At 33.7% G+C, this 19,828-nt stretch carries 13 protein-coding genes, 1 pseudogene and 1 riboswitch; of the genes and pseudogenes, 8 read left to right on the top strand and 6 right to left on the bottom strand.

Annotated features, from left to right (window positions below; translation table 11 throughout):
* Nucleotides 1-54: 54 nt before the first annotated feature.
* From J3U24_RS01200 to J3U24_RS01185, 4 genes are all read right to left on the bottom strand, one after another.
* A complete protein-coding gene (locus J3U24_RS01200) occupies nucleotides 55-1,224 on the bottom strand; it encodes a phosphoethanolamine transferase (RefSeq protein ID WP_267346955.1) in 1,170 nt (389 codons plus the stop codon).
* A gap of 602 nt (nucleotides 1,225-1,826) precedes the next feature.
* On the bottom strand, nucleotides 1,827-3,215 hold the full coding sequence (locus J3U24_RS01195; protein WP_267336995.1) for an MATE family efflux transporter: 1,389 nt from the start codon (nucleotides 3,213-3,215) through the stop codon (nucleotides 1,827-1,829).
* A gap of 9 nt (nucleotides 3,216-3,224) precedes the next feature.
* Entirely contained in the window at nucleotides 3,225-4,541 is a 1,317-nt protein-coding gene (gene rimO / locus J3U24_RS01190; RefSeq protein ID WP_065734491.1) for a 30S ribosomal protein S12 methylthiotransferase RimO, read from the bottom strand.
* Nucleotides 4,542-4,736: 195 nt separating this feature from the next.
* Nucleotides 4,737-5,636 (bottom strand): siderophore ABC transporter substrate-binding protein, encoded by a 900-nt coding sequence (locus J3U24_RS01185; RefSeq protein WP_267336993.1) that lies wholly within the window; start codon nucleotides 5,634-5,636, stop codon nucleotides 4,737-4,739.
* A gap of 194 nt (nucleotides 5,637-5,830) precedes the next feature.
* Between J3U24_RS01185 and J3U24_RS01180 the strand changes: the two genes are divergently transcribed.
* The 3 genes from J3U24_RS01180 (at nucleotide 5,831) to J3U24_RS01170 (ending at nucleotide 11,511) form a co-directional block, all read left to right on the top strand.
* Nucleotides 5,831-7,804: a TonB-dependent receptor domain-containing protein gene (locus tag J3U24_RS01180; RefSeq protein WP_267336992.1), complete on the top strand. Its 1,974-nt coding sequence runs from the start codon at nucleotides 5,831-5,833 to the stop codon at nucleotides 7,802-7,804.
* A gap of 635 nt (nucleotides 7,805-8,439) precedes the next feature.
* A complete protein-coding gene (locus J3U24_RS01175) occupies nucleotides 8,440-9,999 on the top strand; it encodes a hypothetical protein (RefSeq protein WP_267330224.1) in 1,560 nt (519 codons plus the stop codon).
* Nucleotides 10,000-10,545: 546 nt separating this feature from the next.
* Nucleotides 10,546-11,511 (top strand): sugar-binding transcriptional regulator, encoded by a 966-nt coding sequence (locus J3U24_RS01170; RefSeq protein WP_065563273.1) that lies wholly within the window; start codon nucleotides 10,546-10,548, stop codon nucleotides 11,509-11,511.
* Nucleotides 11,512-11,563: 52 nt separating this feature from the next.
* On the opposite strand, the gene pssA is transcribed toward J3U24_RS01170, so the two are convergent.
* A complete protein-coding gene (gene pssA / locus J3U24_RS01165; protein WP_267336991.1) occupies nucleotides 11,564-12,919 on the bottom strand; it encodes a CDP-diacylglycerol--serine O-phosphatidyltransferase in 1,356 nt (451 codons plus the stop codon).
* A 132-nt stretch (nucleotides 12,920-13,051) separates the two neighbouring features.
* Complete coding sequence (gene ydiK, locus J3U24_RS01160; RefSeq protein ID WP_065734485.1) at nucleotides 13,052-14,104, bottom strand: AI-2E family transporter YdiK; 1,053 nt, start codon at nucleotides 14,102-14,104, stop codon at nucleotides 13,052-13,054.
* A gap of 102 nt (nucleotides 14,105-14,206) precedes the next feature.
* Between ydiK and eco the strand changes: the two genes are divergently transcribed.
* The 5 genes and pseudogenes from eco to J3U24_RS01135 all read left to right on the top strand — a co-directional run bounded on the left by eco (nucleotide 14,207) and on the right by J3U24_RS01135 (nucleotide 19,546).
* Nucleotides 14,207-14,701 (top strand): serine protease inhibitor ecotin, encoded by a 495-nt coding sequence (eco, locus tag J3U24_RS01155; protein ID WP_065563276.1) that lies wholly within the window; start codon nucleotides 14,207-14,209, stop codon nucleotides 14,699-14,701.
* A 305-nt stretch (nucleotides 14,702-15,006) separates the two neighbouring features.
* Nucleotides 15,007-16,116, top strand: a complete 1,110-nt coding sequence (locus J3U24_RS01150) for an extracellular solute-binding protein (protein ID WP_267337023.1) — start codon at nucleotides 15,007-15,009, stop codon at nucleotides 16,114-16,116.
* 100 nt (nucleotides 16,117-16,216) lie between these two features.
* Complete coding sequence (potG, locus tag J3U24_RS01145; protein ID WP_081299544.1) at nucleotides 16,217-17,353, top strand: putrescine ABC transporter ATP-binding subunit PotG; 1,137 nt, start codon at nucleotides 16,217-16,219, stop codon at nucleotides 17,351-17,353.
* Nucleotides 17,354-17,677: 324 nt separating this feature from the next.
* Nucleotides 17,678-18,550 (top strand): annotated as a pseudogene (gene potH, locus J3U24_RS01140) (putrescine ABC transporter permease PotH); the annotation flags it as partial.
* Nucleotides 18,551-18,787: 237 nt separating this feature from the next.
* Entirely contained in the window at nucleotides 18,788-19,546 is a 759-nt protein-coding gene (locus J3U24_RS01135) for an ABC transporter permease subunit (RefSeq protein WP_416380372.1), read from the top strand.
* A 109-nt stretch (nucleotides 19,547-19,655) separates the two neighbouring features.
* Nucleotides 19,656-19,794, top strand: a riboswitch (FMN riboswitch).
* The last annotated feature ends 34 nt before the right edge of the window (nucleotides 19,795-19,828 follow it).

Raw genomic sequence — 19,828 nt, 5'->3', positions numbered from 1 at the left:
CATCACTATTAATTTAGTGATGGTGAATTGATCTTAATCAGTAAACATCAATACTTAATACGGATTAAGATCTTTCTTCAAATTATCAAATGGATATAACTTATTTTTCCAATCTTTAATTTGAATATCTTTTTGTTCGGGGATATCAATCAGATTATATTGCATATAATCATGGTGAACGTTTAAGTCAATCCCCATCCAATGACTTAGTAGATATACGAATTGATACCCGGTAATTTGTTTATTGATTTTAATTTGATTCTTTTCTGATGAATCAAAAAATATTAATGGCACTTGATAACTATTTTGGTATTCCCAATTATGTCTTAAATCTTGATATTTCTCAGCGTGAGAAAGCCCATGATCGGCAAAGTAGACTACAGAATAATCTTCATTGTGTTTTTTCAATATATCAATCGTAGATTTTATTAAGTCATCGGTTTCTTTAATGCTACTGACATAACAAGATATATTTTCGTTTTTGAGATCGAACTGAATATCAAATTGTAATCTTTTACAAAAATGAGGATGTGAGCCAATTAAATGCATAATAATAAGTTTTGGCTTATCTTGCTTTTTAGATAATAAGGAGTCCAATTCTGGTAATAGTAAAGTATCATATTTACCACGAGTTGATTTACCATTGTACTCACCTTTTTTAGTGTAAAAGATATTTTTACTATAAGCGGAAATTCTTGGTACAGTTATTTCCATTCTACCTAATTTTCCTTGATTAGATAGCCAATAGGTTTCAAATCCAGCATCATTAGCAATAGCAATAATATTATTATTTAATTGTGCATTGACTTCATTATCATCTAAATAGCTAGACTGACTAATTAAATGTGGAATTGAGGATTGGGTATTTGATGCAGGAACAATTAATCCGTCCCAAATCACCGAGGCATTTTTATTGGTGAAAGGAGTATTATCATATTTAAAGCCATAAGCACTCATGTAATCTTTACGAACACTTTCACCAATGATAACAACATAGGTTTTATGTTTAGGATTGACAGAAACAATGGGTATTGTATTGGGTTGTTGTATTTGTCTAAGTTGTTCAGCCTTTTCAGTCTGATATATTTTTGCACTTGAATATAAATCGAAGCAAAACTCAAATAAGGGATATTTGAAGTTATCCATTATTAAAGTTGTTATCGAAGATAAAGTAGTTGGCTGATATTTGATGGCACTTTTAACCGGTTTATAAAAACAAATCATTAATGCTACTGCAATAACATAATAATTTTTTATTTTAGGAAATCTAAACTTTTTAAAAAAAAGAATAAAGAAAATTACTAATAGGAATGGTATTAAATAAAAATAGAGAGGTAATTGCGAACAGAATTCTTGCATTTCATCGATATCAGTTTCTGATATGGCACTGACTACAGCAACATTGGGATATCCATAGTAAAATCCTATTGGAAAATAAAGTGCAGCTATGACGAATGTTAATCCGAATAAGAAACGGAAAAAAGTGAATCTAGCTAAAAAAATTAGAGAAAAATAAGTAAGAAGTATCCTATCAAATCTTAGCGGGTAACCTAATAAGTAAACCAATACTACTGAAAGAAAAATACAAATAACATGCGATAGTAATTCTTTTTTTAACATTACAAATTTATATTAATAACAATCCATTGAAGAGGTCAAAAATTATATAAGTAATTAAATTTTAAGCAATATAAATTTATTTACAATTTAATTTCTTTTATGACTTTTATATTTATTAAGTTAGATTAAGTATAGATATTAACAATTTTAAATAAAATATTGCCAAACTCACTCTGTTTATTGATAAGTTTGGCGAGAAATTTTTATTATCGTGAAGCTCTTTTCAGTATGATATCTTGTGGTTGTTTTTGAATGTAGATCATTCTACCGATAAGTAAGAACGCTGCTACAGCTAGTCCTAAAATAATTCCTATCCAAAAACCGGCAGCACCAATTGGCTGTATGACAAGATCGGTTAATCCTAAGATATATCCAACAGGTAACCCTACTACCCAATAAGAGATAAGCGTAATAAAAAATATACTTTTAGTATCTTTATAACCACGTAATACATTGCTTGCTACAACTTGTAAGTAATCAGATACTTGATAGATAGCGAGTAGAATAATAAGTTGTAGGCAAATAGTGATAACATCAATCTCATGGGTGAATATAGTAATAATTGGTGACCTGAATAACACCAGAATTAATGCTACCACTACGGCTATCATGAATGATATGGCTAAACTTACATAAGCTGTTTGTTTGGCCAATATGGGTTTGTTTTTACCTAATAGGTAACCAACTCTAATACTAGTTGCTACCCCTAAAGATAAAGGTATTGCAAACGTTAAACTGCTAATCGTAAAGATAATTTGATGTGCAGCAACAGTTATTTGACCAAGTGGTGCAATAAGTAATGCAACTACCGCGAACAAGCTCATTTCAAAAAAATAGGCTAAAGCAAGGGGAGTACCTAATACAACTATTTTTTTGATAATAGCAAAATCAATCAGTTTTGTTAGTGGTGTTTTACGAATATCCCGTTGAGTAGTTGTCGTTAATGTATAGATACGAATTAAAGCAAACATTAACCAAAAGATTATTGCTGCGGTAATGCCACAGCCTACACCACCAAATGCTGGCAATCCTAATTTACCGTAAATTAAAACATAATTAATGGGGATATTAGCAAGTAATGCAATAAATATAATCACCATAGCAGGCTTTGTGTTAGATAAACCTTCACATTGATTACGATAAACTAAAAATAGCAAGAAAGCAGGTACGCCCCACATGATTGAGCGTAAAAATGATACCGCTACATCAACCATTTCTGGATCGATTGGATGGTCAGCTGAGCTTCTAAAACTAATTATTTTGTCCGAATTGTACAAAACTAGCATCATGATTATGGATAAGATCAAAGCAATCACAACACCTTGACGAGTCTGAACAGCAACTTGTTCACGTTTAGCCGCACCATTTAAATTGGAAATTATCGGTGTTAATACCGTTAATAAGCCTTGTCCAAATAAAATAGTAGGCAACCAAATTGATACAGCTATGGCTACACCCGATAGTGCTGTTTTGCTGTAGTTACCTGCCATAATGGTATCAACAAACGTGATCGCGGTTTGAGATATCTGTGCAATCATGACAGGGATTGCCAACGTAACTAAGTTTTTTATTTCGTGTCGATAATGTTGCTTCATTGGATTTATTTACTGTTTTACAGTACCCCATAAATCATATTCATCTGAATGTTCAATATTTACTTGAACAATATCGCCGACTTTAACATCTTTTTCTTCATTTAGGTAGACAACACCATCTATTTCTGGCGCATCGGCCATGCTTCGCCCAATAGCACCTTCTTCATCAACTTCATCAATCAATACAGATAATGTTTTACCTATTTTATTTTGAAGTTTTTGTGTTGAAATCGATTGTTGTAATTGCATAAAACGGTGGAAGCGTTCTTGCTTTATTTCTTCTGGTATTTGATCAGCTAGTTGATTTGCTGCAGCACCTTCCACTGGGCTATAAGGGAAACAACCAACACGGTCTAATTGCGCTTGAGATAAAAAGTCGAGTAATAGTTCGAAATCTTTCTCAGTTTCACCAGGGTAGCCAACAATAAACGTTGAACGTAAGGTAATTTCAGGGCAAATCTCACGCCAATGATGAATTCGCTCTAAGGTTCTTTCAATTGTGCCTGGGCGTTTCATTGATTTTAAAACGCTAGGGCTAGCATGTTGTAAAGGGACATCTAGATAAGGTAATATTTTTCCTTCAGCCATTAATGGAATCAAATTGTCGACACTTGGATAAGGGTACATATAATGTAGACGCACCCAAATACCAAGGGTAGATAATTGCTCGCAAAGGGTATGAATATCAGTTTTTAATGGCATACCGTTCCAAAAGTTTGTACGATTTTTGACATCGATACCGTAAGCAGACGTATCTTGTGCGATAACTAAAAGCTCTTTTACGCCACTATCGACTAAACGTTTTGCCTCATCAAGAACATTACCGATAGGACGACTAACCATCTCACCACGTAATGATGGGATAATACAAAATGTACAGCTATGGTTACAACCTTCAGAAATTTTTAAATAAGCATAATGTTTAGGCGTTAATTTTACTCCTTGCTCTGGTACAAGGCTTGTAAATGGATTGTAGCTAGGTTTTGGCGCATATTTATTAACATGTTCAAGAACAGCTTCGTAACTATGAGGTCCTGATATTTCTAGGACTTTAGGATGAACATTACGTATCTGATCTTCTTTCGCGCCAAGACAACCTGTCACAATAACTTTGCCATTTTCATTAAGGGCTTCACCGATGGCCTCTAATGATTCTTGTACAGCACTATCAATAAAGCCACAAGTATTAACAATAACCAAATCAGCATTGTCGTAACTTGGCACTACTTGATAACCTTGAGTACGTAGTTCAGTTAAAATTCGCTCAGAGTCAACTAAATTTTTAGGACAACCAAGGCTCACAAATCCAATAGTAGGGGATGACATATTCATAGTAATTTAAAATTTATTGAGGTATTTATCGAGAATCTAAAAGTTTATTCATTTAGATTAAAATAATAGGTGAGCATTCTAACATAATTAAATTAGTCGAAATAAAAATTTTTAATTTGCAGTGATGAATATGGAGAGAAACGAGAAACAAGCCCTTATTGAAATAAGGGCCTACATTATGATAAAAAATTATTTCAATGCATTAATGACTTCATCAATTTGACGATCCAAACTTTCGACACCACCACCCGATAAGTACCAAAGATCAGGTGTTAAATAGATAACCTCAGTTTTACTTTTCGCTAATACTTTTGGATTTAAAAAGTCGTTTTTCATTGCTGATTGACCAATAGCTTTACTTCGGTCAACGACATAAACAATATCAGGTTTTACTTTACTAATATAGCTGTTATCAATAAAGGTCGGTTTTGGTTTGCCACTAGGCTGTGGTGTTAATGGTACAGCCCGTTTTACTTTCAACACATCATGAATTAATGCTGCGCTTGAACTGCCATTAATAAGAATCATTTTTCCATCATTATGAATAGCAACTATTGCTTTTTTGTGACTGGCTTGTGCAACAGCTTGTGCGTTGGTCACTTTTGTATCAAGCAATTGAATCAAATCTTCAGCTTTCTTTTGAGTTCCAGTTATATCTGCTAGAACATTGATATGATTTTTAGTTGATTCAAGATAATTCTTCGCGTCAACACTTAAATTAATTACTGGTGCAATTTTTGATAATTCTTCAGTTCGACTAGCTTGACGACCATCAATAACGATGAGTTGCGGTTTAACTTGTTTAATTGTATCGATGCTTGGTTCTTTCATACTACCTGTATCAGAGACACTTTTATATTGTTCAAGATAAGAAGGAAGAACGGAAAGAGGTGTTCCTACAACAATAGAACCTTTACCTAATGCATCTAAGGTATCTAAAGCACCATAGTTCATTACTACCACTTTACTTGGTGATTTAGGAACAACAACGGTTTGTTTATTATCTGGATTCACAGTGATTGATGATTGGCAACCTGATAACCCTAAAGTAAAAGCTATTAGAGTGCTTAATAATATTTTTTTATTCATATTGATACCTTCCGCTTTGATGAAAATGATAACCATTATTATTTAAATGGTGTGAAATGTCTAGATATAAATAATTTTTCGTAAAGATATTGATAATTATTATCGAAAAGTTATTGATAATTATTCTCACGTAGGTTATTGTAACGCACGGCTTGCTTTGCAAAATATCAATATAAATAATAAGGTTATAAAACATGAATACTAAAATTAAACTGGCAACACATGTCATAAATACAAGTATTTTATTATCATTATCTGGTTTAGCGATAGCAGACACTGATAAAAATACTGATACTATGGTGGTGACAGCATCAGGATTTTCTCAACAAATTAAAGAAGCTCCAGCAACAATTTCGGTAATCACGCCAGAGGAAATCAGCAAGAAACCTTATCGTGATGTGACTGATGCGCTTAAGGATATTCCTGGGATCACGATAACTGGTGGCGGTGATTCAACTGATATTAGTATTCGTGGTATGGATGCCAAATATACTTTATTATTAATTGATGGTAAAAAAGTTAGCACTCGTGAAACCAGACCAAATAGTGATAATTCTGGTTTTGAACAAGGCTGGTTACCGCCTTTAACTGCTATAGAACGTATTGAAGTTGTCCGAGGACCAATGTCATCGTTATATGGTTCAGATGCTATGGGTGGGGTCGTCAATATCATTACTAAGAAAGTTTCAAATAAATGGCATAGCGGTATTCGAGTTGAATCAATCATGCCTTATCGTTCAGATGAAAAAAATACCTATGTAGGTAGTTTTTCAACTATGGGACCAATTATTGATGATATTTTAGGGATTCAATTATATGGTCAATATAGTAAGCGTCATGAAGATACATTTTTGAATGGCCATTCCGGACAAAGATTACGTAGTATAAATGGAAAATTATCGCTTAATGCTTCAGACACACAAAAATTTGATCTAGATTTTGGTCGCTCTAGACAAAATAGTAATGCATCAGCAGGAAAAACAAGACCTCTTAGTCGTGGTAATTTCAATCGAGATAATCGCCGAAACTCTTATGCGTTAACTCATAATGGTTTATTTGGTGATGTATCAACGACATCTTTTATTGCTCATGAAGACAATAATAATCCAGAAAGAAAAATGAAAATTCGTAATACTGATGTTGACTCACGTATGACAATTCCATTTTCAATCAATATGTTAACTATCGGTGGTAAATATACTTATCAAGAACTTCATGATAAAGGCAACCAGTTAAAGAAAACTTTAACCAAAATCGATCGTTGGAACTATGCGTTGTTTGCTGAGGATGAGTTAAGTATTTTAGACAATTGGAGTATGACATTAGGTCTTCGCTATAATAAAGATGAAAACTATGGTAATAACTGGAATCCAAGGATTTATAGTGTCTGGAATATTAATGATAACTTTACTTTAAAAGGTGGCTATTCAACTGGATTTGCGACGCCTCAACTGCGTCAAGTTGTTTCTGACTGGGGTCAAGTTACTGGTGGTTCTGGAACGGGTAATAAAGGGATGATAATGGGTAATCCAGATCTTAAACCAGAAAAAACAAATGAATTCGAAATAGGTGTCGGTTATACCAATGAATATGGTATTGATGCTTCTGCAACGGCATTCTATACAAAATATAAAGATAAGATCCAATCTTATTATATTTGTCGTGGTGCAGCTGGTTCAAGAAATTGTCAAATTTCTGGTTATAGGGAAAAATTTGATTTTGTTCAAGGGCGAGAAAATGTTGATAAAGCCGATCTTAAAGGTCTTGAGCTTTCATTTAAAACACCATTGTTTACTGATTTCGTATTAAGTTCTAATTACTCTTGGATCAAAACAGAGCAAAAAACCGGTAAAAATAAGGGTAACCCTTTAAACCGTACACCAAAACAAAAATTCAATACTCAACTTGATTGGAATCTTACTCAAGAGTTGGATTTATGGACTAAGGTTGCTTATTATGGGGTAGAAACTACCACAGATCGCAGTGGTAAGAAAATTGAATATCCAGGCTATACCTTCTGGGATGTCGGTGCGTCTTTCCAAATAAATAAAAATGCTAAAGTATATGGTGGCGTTTATAACTTGTTTGACAAAGATGTTTCAAACGATGACTTTGGTAAAACATTAGAAGGGCGTCGTTACTTTATTGGAACAGAAATTAATTTTTAATATTTAACTCTCACCAAGTAGCTATACTTCATAGCTACTTGGTAAAACTGTTTATTTAATCCATAATAAAACCGATTTGAAATTTTAATAACTCTTCTTTCTTTATTTTATTAATCGTTTTTAATTAATTAACTCTCTTTTGAAATTATTTTTTATTGATATTTGCAAAATGATCTTTGATTAACTAAAAATTATGTTTTATTTATTTTATTGATCAAATAGTTAAAATTATCCTTTCTTAACCTTTCTTAAAAATTTTTTAATTCTTTTTATTAACTTATGATCTTATTATAAAAATTCTATATTAATTATTATTAATCATATAAATATAATTTTTATAAAATTGTAGGCTAAATCAACACCTATCTTATTTTAAACTTCTAAAGCTTAATTTGTACATTTGATAGCCAGTCACGATCAAATGGTTATTGATTGATCGGAAGTTTCGATCAATAATTTGATCGTTTTCAAATTTAAAAGCTTTAATGTCTGATCTTTAAAGAAACAATTTCACATAACAAGCTGTATAAATCATATCCAGTTTAGCTGTTTGATGTCGTGTATTAAAAGAGGACATATAAAGGAGTTTTATTAGATTTATTTGCAACAGCATGTTAATAAAAAGGAGATTTAGCTTGAACTGGTTAGCAATATTAAAAAATGGAAACTTTAATTCAGTTTCTATCTCAGGCAATGGAGTATTCAAAAATAAACAAAATTATTTATTGGTCATCTTGCTATTGTCATTTGTTAATAATATTAACGCATTACTTCCTGTCTCAGCGACTCAATTGGTTCATGGTAATTCACCAATGATAGCGGTCAATGATGAAATGGTTGATTCAACTGGCTTTAAGGAAAAATTGAGTGTTGTTAGTATGCCTGATGGTCGGTTACGCACTTCAGAAAGTGATATTAACGATTTTAAATTGGAACCGGATACCACTCTTAGCCAAATAAGTTGGGTAATTCAAGGAAAAGAGGGTTCAAATGAAGTAAAAAAAGTTATTGAGGCCAATGGTCAAGATGTCAATTTGATGGATATCGCCAATAATCTCAATATCAGTATTTTTGATCAAGATGGTGATACAGGTATTCCTGATGGCGTATTAACGGCGACTTGGTATTATAGTGTTCCTGGTGGTTATAATGGTAATAAAAAAGGGCTAGAGGACTATAAAAAAGTACCTGAAAATGAGTTAACTAAAACAATAGATCCTTGCAAAGCACCTTATAAATTAGAGCTTTCAGTTAAAAATATAAAAGTAGAAACAGAATATGGTCTGCCAAATGAGTCAGAACATATTTATAACGATCTTTTTAAAACATATTATTTTAAATCCAAAATTAATCAAGTGTGTTATGCCCGGCCTTATCCAATGTTGGATAAAACTAAATGGTCTTGGATTCAATATAATAATGATGAGCCTAGTGGTTATGGTTGGGGAGCATCAATAGATCCTACACCTAATCCAAAACATGGTGGTGGTTATAATAAAGATGAGTGGCATCCAGAATTAGGATTTTTACTCAATACCAGTGCTGGGCATAATAATCGTTTTCCTCATACTGCGTTTAAAGGGGCATCATTCCAACTTTGGATGAGTAATCATCAGCAAGATTATTTGTTTTCAACAGATGATGAGAATCTCTCAATTGATAAACTTGGTATTTTAACTTTTAAGGGCAAACCTAAAAAAAGAACCATCCAAATTTTTGCATGGCCTAAAGATGCAAACGGAGAATCTGATAGGATTGTATTTTGGAGTGATTTAAATTTCTGGGCAATACCCGGAGAAGAGAAATTAACATATTCAGATGATCTTTGTGGTGGAATTCAAAATCAATTAACACTTACTGACTGGATTAATACGCCTCAAGCAACCAACCCAAATACTAACGCAAGTTTTAGAGAAACCGGAAATGCGATGACCAGAAAAATGAATGGTGGTCTAAGTGGTGAATGGGGACAGTTAACAGTTGATAGATATGCTGAATCTGGGTTTCCTACATCCGGTGCAATTAATGGTACTTTCCAACGGCATGCATGGGTTTCTGATTTCACTATGGAGCCGCAAGGAAAAGTACATCGTGTTGTATTTATGTTAAATGGTGGAATTTTTAAAGCTTATAACAATCCTTGGCCTAGTGCACCTTTCTCAGTAACGTTTGAAGTTTGTAAAGAAACTTGGTAAGAACGCATAAATTCAATTAGATATAGGCCCATGTGATAATCATCGCATGGGTTTGATTAATCTGCATGACAACCCTTTAACTATGAAAAAAAGTTGAGGAACGGGGTTTTTGAACTTAAAAAAGTGAATATTTTTTATTAAAATCTAATTTTACTCCATTTGTATATAATGGTGAGAGTGCTAAAGAAAAATGATGTCTAAGCTCAATCCACTGTTATATAAATGAAGGTAGCTTTATTCTATTTCTATAAAATACAAGTTAGCTAAGTCATAATAGCTCATCAACCAATTTGCCATTACCAAACAAGTTCTATTTCTCATCCTAATGAAGAAAAATATATATGTTAAATTATGTTCTGCATTGATTAAATTGATAATAATTTTAATAATTTAACTATACAAAGATAGTGCAAATCTCGAAAATTAAAGATTATTAATCGATAAACTAAACATTGCGAAATCATTTATTAGACATGGAGAATGGCAAGCTAGAGGATTTTGTAATATATTAACAATCAGCTAAGCTAATAATGAAAGGCAAGCCTAATGGATATATTTGAAGATAAACAAGAGTCAGAACTACTTACTGAAATTGCCGTTGCTTACTATGAGTATGAACAAACGCAAGAAGAGATTGCCAAGAGATTTGGTCTTTCACGTATTAAAGTAGGGCGTTTGCTAAAAAAAGCGAGAGCGGAGGGGATTGTTGAGATTAATGTCAAATATCACCCGATTTTTAGCTCGCGTATTGAGCAGCAATTCGTTAATAATTTTGGTATTAAAAGAGCGTTAATTGCTTTAGATCACCAAGATGAGGATGAGCAACGACGACAAGTGGCGGCACTTGTTTCAAATTATTTATCCAGCACTTTGAAAAATGGTATGACGGTAGCGGTTGGACAGGGGCGTAATGTGGCTGCAATTGCTAGTCATGTAGGCGTTTTTCCTGAAAAACAGTGTAAATTTATCTGTGGTATTGGTGGTACTCAGCGAGTTGGAGAGATTATTGATGCCGATCATATTAGCCGTAGCCTTGCGAGAAAATTTAGCGCAAGTAGCGAAACTTTGTATGCACCAGCTTATGTTGAGAATCGTGAACTGAAACGTGCGTTTATGCAAAATCGGGTTATTAAAGATACGATCGAACGCGCGAGTAAAGCTGATATTGCTTTAGTTGGTATTGGTGATATGAATGAAAACTGTTACATGGTACAGTTAGGCTGGTTTACCCCGCAAGAAGTCACATATGCTACTTTAAATCAAGGCGTAGTTGGTGATATTGCAGGTTATGGTTTTTTTGATATCAATGGCAATCCTGTTGATACAACCATGAATGATAGGGTAATTGGTTTAAGTATTGATGAGCTACGTAACATTCCTTGTGTTATTGCCATTGCATCAGAAAACACTAAAGCGACAGCAATTTTAGGTGCGCTTCGCTCTGGTGTCATTGATATTATTGCTACTAGTGCTTCAAATGCTAGGATGGTGTTGAACCTAAATAAAATTTAAGTTGTATATAAGCTATTTGTAACAATGTAGCTATTTATTATCACTTTGTTAATTATAATAAGCGTTTAATAATTCTATCAACCCGAATTCGGCTTAATCGTTTAATTAATTTATGTACATTTTTGGGATAGAACACGCTAGCTTGAATTTGTTGAAAATGTGTAACTAAAGTCGTTTTTTCTCGAATTGCGACGAGTTCTTGTTTGATTTGTTTTTGTAATTCGTGTTTTGGATCGTGGATTAATATTGCATTTTCCAGATCTAAACGCCATGCTCTAGGATTAAGATTATTACCTGTGATCATCATCCAACTATCATCGACCCAAATACCTTTTAGATGATAGGTTTGATCGCTATCTTTCCATAACCTAATGATTAACTGTTCTTTGTCTATGAAATTTTGAAGGCGTTCAACAAAGCGTCTTAAGTTGATTTCATATAAATAGGGTAGTCCACCCGAAATATTAAATGGCTGATCTTCTGGAATATAAAAGTCGTTAGCAACTTTATCACCAATAATGATCTCAACTTGTTTTCCTTTTCTTAGGAGGCGAATAATATCGCGCACTAATATATTGGGTAAATTGAAATACGGAGTACAAAATATAATTTTTTGTTCAGTGACATTTATTAAATGGTGAATGACCTTATTGAGCTGATTATTTCGCCCAAGACCAACTATTGGAGAGACCGATAATGTATCATTATCCGTATCTGCCACATATTGATAATTTGCGTCGGTAAGATTTTGACGTAACGCTTTAATTTCTGGTTTAATTTGTTTGCGAGTTTTATGTTCACCAACATCTAAACGTTGCACACCTTCAGCTGAAAGGAAATTGTCATTGACGTAATTGACCATGGTGTCAGATAGCGCTTTATTGGTTATAAAGTGATATCTGTCATAGCGGTATTTATCGAGTTTATGTAAATATACATTGTTGATACTCGCACCACTATAAATGACGGTGTCATCGATGATCAAACCTTTTAAGTGCAGTACACCAAGTACTTCACGGCGATTAACGGGGACACCATAAATAGGAATATCAATATTTGGATGTTGCTGTTTTAGATCATAGTAATACCGTGCATTCGTTTGGGCTTTATCTTCACCTATTCGCCCACGTTGAGCACGATGCCAATCAACAAAAATCTTGATATCTAAATCTGGGCGCGCTGTTTTTGCTTGATAAAGTGCATCAAGTACCTCACGGCCGGCTTCATCTTTTTCTAAATAAAGTGCAACAATGTAGATACGGTGCTTAGCTTTCATGATATGCTCAAGCAATGTAATTCGATAAGATTTTGGATCGTATACAATATGATATTGCTCAGCATTTTGCTGAAGTTTTGCTAATTCATTTAGATGCTTTTGATGGTTGTATTTAATAAATGGTATTCGCATGATTTAAATATCATTAAAACTGACACAAAGTGTAGAATATCACAATTTATGTCAGAAAATAACACTCCTATTTTTCATAGGTTATCCTATGTTTAAATTAATCTGTTTTTATTCAGTCTATTAACTCAATATTTAAGATTGTTCATTAACCCAAGTTTGAATAATTTTATAGCTTAATGCTAGCACGACTGGACCAATAAATAGTCCCATAATACCAAAAGCCAGAATACCTCCAATTACACCAAAAAGTATAAGTAAGAAAGGTAGATCGGCCCCTTTTTTTATCAAATATGCTCGCATTACGCTATCTAGTGTGGTTAATATGATGGCAACTACAATTAATACAATACCTGATACGATATGACCATCCCAAAATTGCCAAATAATACAGCCAATCATTACGATAACTGGTCCAATTTGAGCAACACAGCAGATGAATAAAATGAGGGTTAATATGCCTGGAAATGGCATTTTGGTAATAATAAAGCTTAAGCCACCAATTAAAGCTAATGTAATGGCGGTGACAACCACGCCTAATGCAACCGCTCGTATAGATTGACCGGCTAATGTAACGGTAGTTGTTCCATATTGTTTAGATAAACGATTAGCTAAAACATAAACATATTTAGTAATGCTTTCACCTTTAAGAAATAGTAATAAACTAAATATAATCATCACACCAGCATGGAATATGAAAACGCCAATGTTGGTGACTTGTTCTAATAGCCAGCCAATCATTGTACCAATATAGGGTTGAATATCAGATACTAATTCCGACCCATCGGTTTTAATAATTTCGAGCCATTTTTGGTGTAGCTCCTCACCAAACATAGGAACGTTTATTAACCAGTCAAAAGTAGGTAATTCTCTATGAGATAGGTTTCTAACCCATTCGATAAGGTAATGCCCATTTTGAGCGACACTACTAATGATGAGAAGAAAAGGAATGACACAAACAAATGCCAATATTAATGCCATAACTAACAGTGATAACCAACGTTTATTAAACAGCTTTTGTTGGATTTTTATCATTAATGGCCAAGTAGCAATAACCACCATAACAGCCCAAAAAAAGCCAAACAAAAATACTTCTATCACTCGATAAGTTACTGTTATAAGTAAACCTATCAGTAATAGATTTAAAATTAGCTTTAGTAAATCATCGGTTTTTTTTTCTGCTGGCATTTTTACCTCATATTCTTTAATCTAGATAATGTTATTATACGCATTATGTTTTGAAAAGCATACGATGTCGTATCAATTAGACAATTTTCTTGGAGATATAAAATGAAAAAATTAATGTTGTTAGTCTTGATGGGTGTAACATTATCAGCGTGTGCAAATACACAAAAAGTCCCTCAAGTTGCGCAAAAATTGAATGAAATCGCGCCATATCCTAACGCTAAAGTCGGTGCTACGCGTTATGTGATTCATCTTCCTAGCTTAAAAGATGAAGCTAACGCAAAAGTAGAAATATTAGTTGGTAAAGATATGAATGTAGATTGTAATGCACATAATTTAGGTGGGGTAATTAAAGAAAAAGAGCTTAAAGGATGGGGATATTCTTATTACGAAGTTGAAGAAGTTAAAGGAACGCTTTCAACCATGATGGCTTGCCCTGAAAGTGCTAACAAAAACCAGTTCGTTACAATCAGACATAATTTAGGTTTATTAAATTATAACAGTCAGTTACCATTGGTATTTTATGTACCAAACGATGTAACAGTTAAATATAGAATTTGGCAACCAGATTCAAAAGTTTTGCAAGCCACTGCCGAATAAAAAACGTTAATTAATTGTTAATAGCTCGCTAACAAAGGGCTGATTGATTAAAATATAGTCATTCGGTCCTTAATCTAAGTTTATTTGATTTTTTATGTAGACATCTGTAAAAAAAAAGGTATTTTATCCCTCGTAATGCAAGGTTAGCTCTACTTGCTCATTAATTCAATTAATGACTCGTAATTGCCTGATTACCTCGGTTTCGCCGTTAATTAAGATAATGGTAAAATTTGGGGGTCCGTTGTGTTTCACAATGGGCTTGTGTCTAACATGTAATATCCCTAACTAGAGGAGAAGTGGTGAGCATGTTTACTCAACGTAAAACAATTCTTTCAATCATAGCTGGTGTTTCACTAGCATTATCTCAATCTGCTATAGCTAAAGATCGCGTTGTGCATTTTTATAATTGGGCAGGTCAAATTGGTAACGATACTATCACTGATTTCGAAAAATCGACAGGTATCAAATTAGTTTATGATGTGTATGACTCTAATGAAGCACTTGAAGGTAAATTAATGGCCGGTCATTCTGGCTTTGATGTCGTTTCACCTTCTGATAGTTTTTTAGCAAGACAGATCAAAGCTGATATCTATTTACCATTAGATAAAAGTAAATTACCAAATTGGAAAAATCTTGATCCTAATTTGATGAAATTAATGGCAAACCATGATCCTGATAATAAATATGCAATTCCTTATGTATGGATGACGACAGGTATTGGTTATAACATTGATAAAGTTAAAGAACGTCTTGGTGATAATGCTCCAGTTGATAGTTGGGATCTAGTCTTTAAACCTGAAAATATGGAAAAACTTAAAGATTGTGGTGTTGCTTACTTAGATGCGCCAACTGAAATCTTTGCGAGTGCACTTAAATATTTAGGTAAAGATCCGAACAGTACTGATGCGAAAGATTATACCGGTGCCGCTTACGAGTTGTTAGAGAAAGTAAGACCAAATATTCGTTATTTCCATTCATCACAATATATAACTGATTTAGCTAACGGTGATATTTGTGTAATTTTAGGTTGGTCAGGCGATATATTACAATCTCGTGATAGAGCTAACGAAGCAAATAATGGTGTGCATATTGGCTACCATATTCCTAAAGAAGGTGCATTAGTATTCTTTGATACATTTGCTATTCCTAAAGATTCAGCTAATCCTGATGAAGCTCACGAGTTTTTAAACTTCGTTATGAAGCCAGAAATTGCTGCACAGGTAACTAATGATGTTAACTTTGCTAGTGCAAATAAAGTTGCTAACGATCAGTTTGTAAAACCAGAAGTGAAAAATGATCCTGCGGTTTATCCAAAACCAGAGGTTATGGAAAAATTATTTACCCTTACAGTAAAAGATCCTAAGCTTGAACGTGTGATTACTCGCACATGGACAAAACTTAAAACGGGTAAATAGCCGTTTGAACGTCAAATTATTGACTTATATATTCTAGGCGGAGAGGTTTAATAACCTTTCCGTCTCGTTTTTTTTGGCTTGTTGTTATGAGGAAAAAAGTGTGAACGATAAAACAACAAATCAGGTACAGCCTAAAAAAAAGATGATAACTCCATTATTGGAGATCAAAAATTTAACTAAAGTTTTTAATGACGACTATTATGCCGTCGATGATGTAAATTTAACCATTTATGATGGGGAAATTTTTGCCTTATTAGGTGCATCGGGTAGTGGTAAATCGACCTTATTGCGTATGCTTGCAGGGTTTGAACAACCAACATCCGGACAAATTATTTTAGATGGTAAGGATTTATCGCAAGTTCCTCCTTACAATCGTCCAATTAATATGATGTTTCAATCGTATGCTCTTTTTCCTCACATGACGGTTGAGCAAAATATTGCTTTTGGTCTTAAACAAGATAGATTAGCTAAAAGCGACATTAAACAGCGTGTAGAAGAGATGTTAGCGCTTGTGCATATGGAGCAATTTGGTAAACGTAAACCTCATCAATTATCTGGTGGTCAAAGACAACGAGTTGCTTTAGCAAGAAGTCTAGCCAAAAGACCAAAACTTCTATTATTAGATGAACCGATGGGCGCTTTGGATAAACAACTTCGTGATCGTATGCAACTTGAAGTGGTTAGCATTTTAGAACAAGTTGGTGCGACCTGTGTAATGGTAACCCATGATCAGGAAGAAGCGATGACAATGGCAGGGCGCATCGCGATTATGAACAAAGGTCAATTTGTGCAAATTGGTGAGCCTGAAGAGATTTACGAGCATCCAAATAGTCGTTATAGCGCTGAGTTCATCGGTTCAGTAAATGTATTTGATGGCATTTTACAAGAAACATTAGAAGATGGATTAATTATTAGTTGTCCTATGATTAAGCACTCTTTAAAAGTTGATTATGATTCACCCGCTGTCGAAGGGGTTCCTATTCAAGTTGCCTTAAGACCTGAAAAAATCAAACTTTGTGATGAAATTGCTGAGGATGCCTATAACGTTGCAACAGGTGAAGTTGTTGAAATTGCTTATTTAGGCGATCTTTCAATTTACCACGTAAAATTGCAAAGTGGTCAGATAATTATTGCACAGCTACAAAACGAACATCGCTATCGTAAAGGTATGCCTACTTGGGGTGATATTGTCAACCTTAGTTGGGAAATCGATAGTTGTGTTGTGCTTACTGAATAAACACAAGAGGATATATTGATGCGATCCATTATATGGGGTTTGTTATTAAATGCCTTGGTGTTACTCGGTATTTATTTACGTTTTGTAACAACAAATGCATTTGACAATCTTTTTTTAGATGCGTTATTTACATCAATGGTATTAAGCTTTTTATTATCATGTTTAGGTGCATATTTAGCGCATTATAAACCATCTAAATTTGCTTATCGGTTGATAATAGCTGGTAGTATTTTATATATACCTGAATTAGTCGGTTTGGTTGCTATCTATTATGCTTATAAAAAGATGCGACAACAACGTGATGATTCCGACTTAATGACATTATATGGTCGTTTGTTAGTTATCGCGATTCCTTATTTTTGGATGCTGTTACTCTTTTTATTACCATTTTTAATCGTATTTAGAATCAGCTTTTCGGAAGTGGCGATAGCCGTTCCTCCTTATACTGAACTTTTTAGTTATGAAGATGGACTGGTAAATATTGTTTTAAATTTTGGTAATTATCTAAATTTATTAGCTGATACTATTTATCTAGACTCCTATTTACAGTCATTGAAAGTGGCTGCAATTTCGACATTATTATGTATTTTGATTGGTTATCCATTAGCATGGGCTATATCGCAATGCAAACCATCTACTCGAAATATTTTATTATTGTTGATTATATTACCATCATGGACATCATTTTTAATTCGTGTTTATGCGTGGATTGGAATATTGAATCCTAATGGTTTGTTAAATCATTTCTTAATGTGGTTAGGTGTTATTGATCAACCGCTAATCATTATGAAAACTTATCTAGCTGTTTATATCGGTATTGTATATTCTTACTTACCGTTTGTGGTGTTACCAATTTACACATCATTAAGTAAAGTCGATTCAACCCTAATTGAAGCAGCATTAGATTTAGGCTGTAAGCCAATCAAAACCTTCTTTAGGATTATCGTACCATTAACTAAAAATGGTGTTATTGCTGGAGCCATGTTGGTATTCATTCCAGCGGTTGGGGAATATGTAATCCCTGAACTGTTAGGGCCTTCAGATAGTCTAATGATTGGTACTCAACTATGGGCTGAATTCTTTAATAATCACGATTGGCCAGCTGCATCAGCTGTCGCAACAGTGATGTTATTGATATTAATTGTCCCTATCTATTACTTTAACAAATTCCAAAACCGACAAATGGGAGGTAAATAAATGAATAATTTACCATTAATCGTGCGATCAGCATTGATTGTTTTTATCTCCGCATTCTTAGGTTCATTGGTGCTATCGGTTTTGATTTCAGGATTTGCTTTATTAAGTAGTAGTAGCTTATATGTGGGATGTTTTGTCTTCAGTCTTATTTTGACAATTATTGTAACGATATCATTGCTAGGTAAATTTTTAAAAGGATTAATTCTATTATTAGTGTTTTCCTTTTTATATATACCGATGATCATTTTGATTGTTTATTCTTTCAATAGTTCAAGACTTGTAACTGTTTGGTCTGAATTTTCAACTAAATGGTATTTTGAATTGATCCATAATGAAGCCTTACTTAAAGCGGTAGGATTGAGCCTTTCTATTGCTGCTGGTGCTGCATCATTAGCAATTGTACTTGGTACCTTAGCTGCTTACGCCATAATACGATATAGACGGTTCCGAGGATCTAATTTGTTTTCGTTTATGACAACGGCACCACTAGTTATGCCAGATGTAATAACCGGTTTGGCATTACTATTGCTATTTGTTGGAATGGGACAAGTACTTGGTTGGCCAACACAAAGAGGTGCAATTACTATTTGGCTCGCTCATGCAACATTTTGTACCGCTTATGTGACAGTTGTTATTAGCGCAAGATTACGAGAGTTAGATAAGTCAATTGAAGAAGCTGCATTAGATTTGGGTGCAAATCCATTAAAGGTATTTTTCATTATAACGTTACCTATGATTGCTCCAGCTCTTGTATCTGGTTGGTTATTGGCATTTACTTTATCACTTGATGATGTGGTTATCGCTAATTTCGTGACAGGGCCAGGTGCGATGACGTTACCAAAACTGGTATTTTCTAAAGTCCGATTAGGGGTTGACCCTCAAGTTAATGCCTTAGCGACAATTATTTTATTAATTGTTGGTATTATTGGCTTCATTTCATGGCTTTGGATGCGTCGAGCTGAAAAACGGCATTTGCGTGAAATTCGAATGCATTAATTGCCTCATCAAAAATTGCCGCTTTATGCGGCAATTTATTTATCCTCATAAAATATACGTGTTTTTTTTATTGAATTATATTATAGTGTTTGATGTCAGTTCACTGACAAAAAATTCTCAGGGCGGGGCGCAATTCCCCACCGGTGGTATAGCCCACGAGCGCTTAATAAAATAGATTTTATTAAGGACTAGCAGATTTGGTGAGATTCCAAAGCCGACAGTTAAAGTCTGGATGAAAGAGAGTAGCTTATCTTTTCTATATTTGCGCTATAGCAAAATCAC

The organism is Gilliamella sp. B2785, from assembly GCF_026537005.1.
Classification (GTDB): domain Bacteria; phylum Pseudomonadota; class Gammaproteobacteria; order Enterobacterales; family Orbaceae; genus Gilliamella; species Gilliamella apicola_E.
Note: the sequence above shows the minus strand (reverse complement) of the source record. Positions and strands in the feature narration are given on the sequence as shown.

Coding starts and splice junctions, on each gene's coding strand:
- J3U24_RS01135 (WP_416380372.1), top strand. CDS start 18,788: ATGATCATTTTGATTGTTTATTCTTTCAATAGTTCAAGACTTGTAACT.
- J3U24_RS01200 (WP_267346955.1), bottom strand. CDS start 1,224: ATGATTTGTTTTTATAAACCGGTTAAAAGTGCCATCAAATATCAGCCA.
- rimO (WP_065734491.1), bottom strand. CDS start 4,541: ATGTCATCCCCTACTATTGGATTTGTGAGCCTTGGTTGTCCTAAAAAT.
- eco (WP_065563276.1), top strand. CDS start 14,207: ATGAAAAAATTAATGTTGTTAGTCTTGATGGGTGTAACATTATCAGCG.
- pssA (WP_267336991.1), bottom strand. CDS start 12,919: ATGCGAATACCATTTATTAAATACAACCATCAAAAGCATCTAAATGAA.
- J3U24_RS01180 (WP_267336992.1), top strand. CDS start 5,831: ATGAATACTAAAATTAAACTGGCAACACATGTCATAAATACAAGTATT.
- ydiK (WP_065734485.1), bottom strand. CDS start 14,104: ATGCCAGCAGAAAAAAAAACCGATGATTTACTAAAGCTAATTTTAAAT.
- J3U24_RS01170 (WP_065563273.1), top strand. CDS start 10,546: ATGGATATATTTGAAGATAAACAAGAGTCAGAACTACTTACTGAAATT.
- J3U24_RS01195 (WP_267336995.1), bottom strand. CDS start 3,215: ATGAAGCAACATTATCGACACGAAATAAAAAACTTAGTTACGTTGGCA.
- J3U24_RS01185 (WP_267336993.1), bottom strand. CDS start 5,636: ATGAATAAAAAAATATTATTAAGCACTCTAATAGCTTTTACTTTAGGG.
- J3U24_RS01150 (WP_267337023.1), top strand. CDS start 15,007: ATGTTTACTCAACGTAAAACAATTCTTTCAATCATAGCTGGTGTTTCA.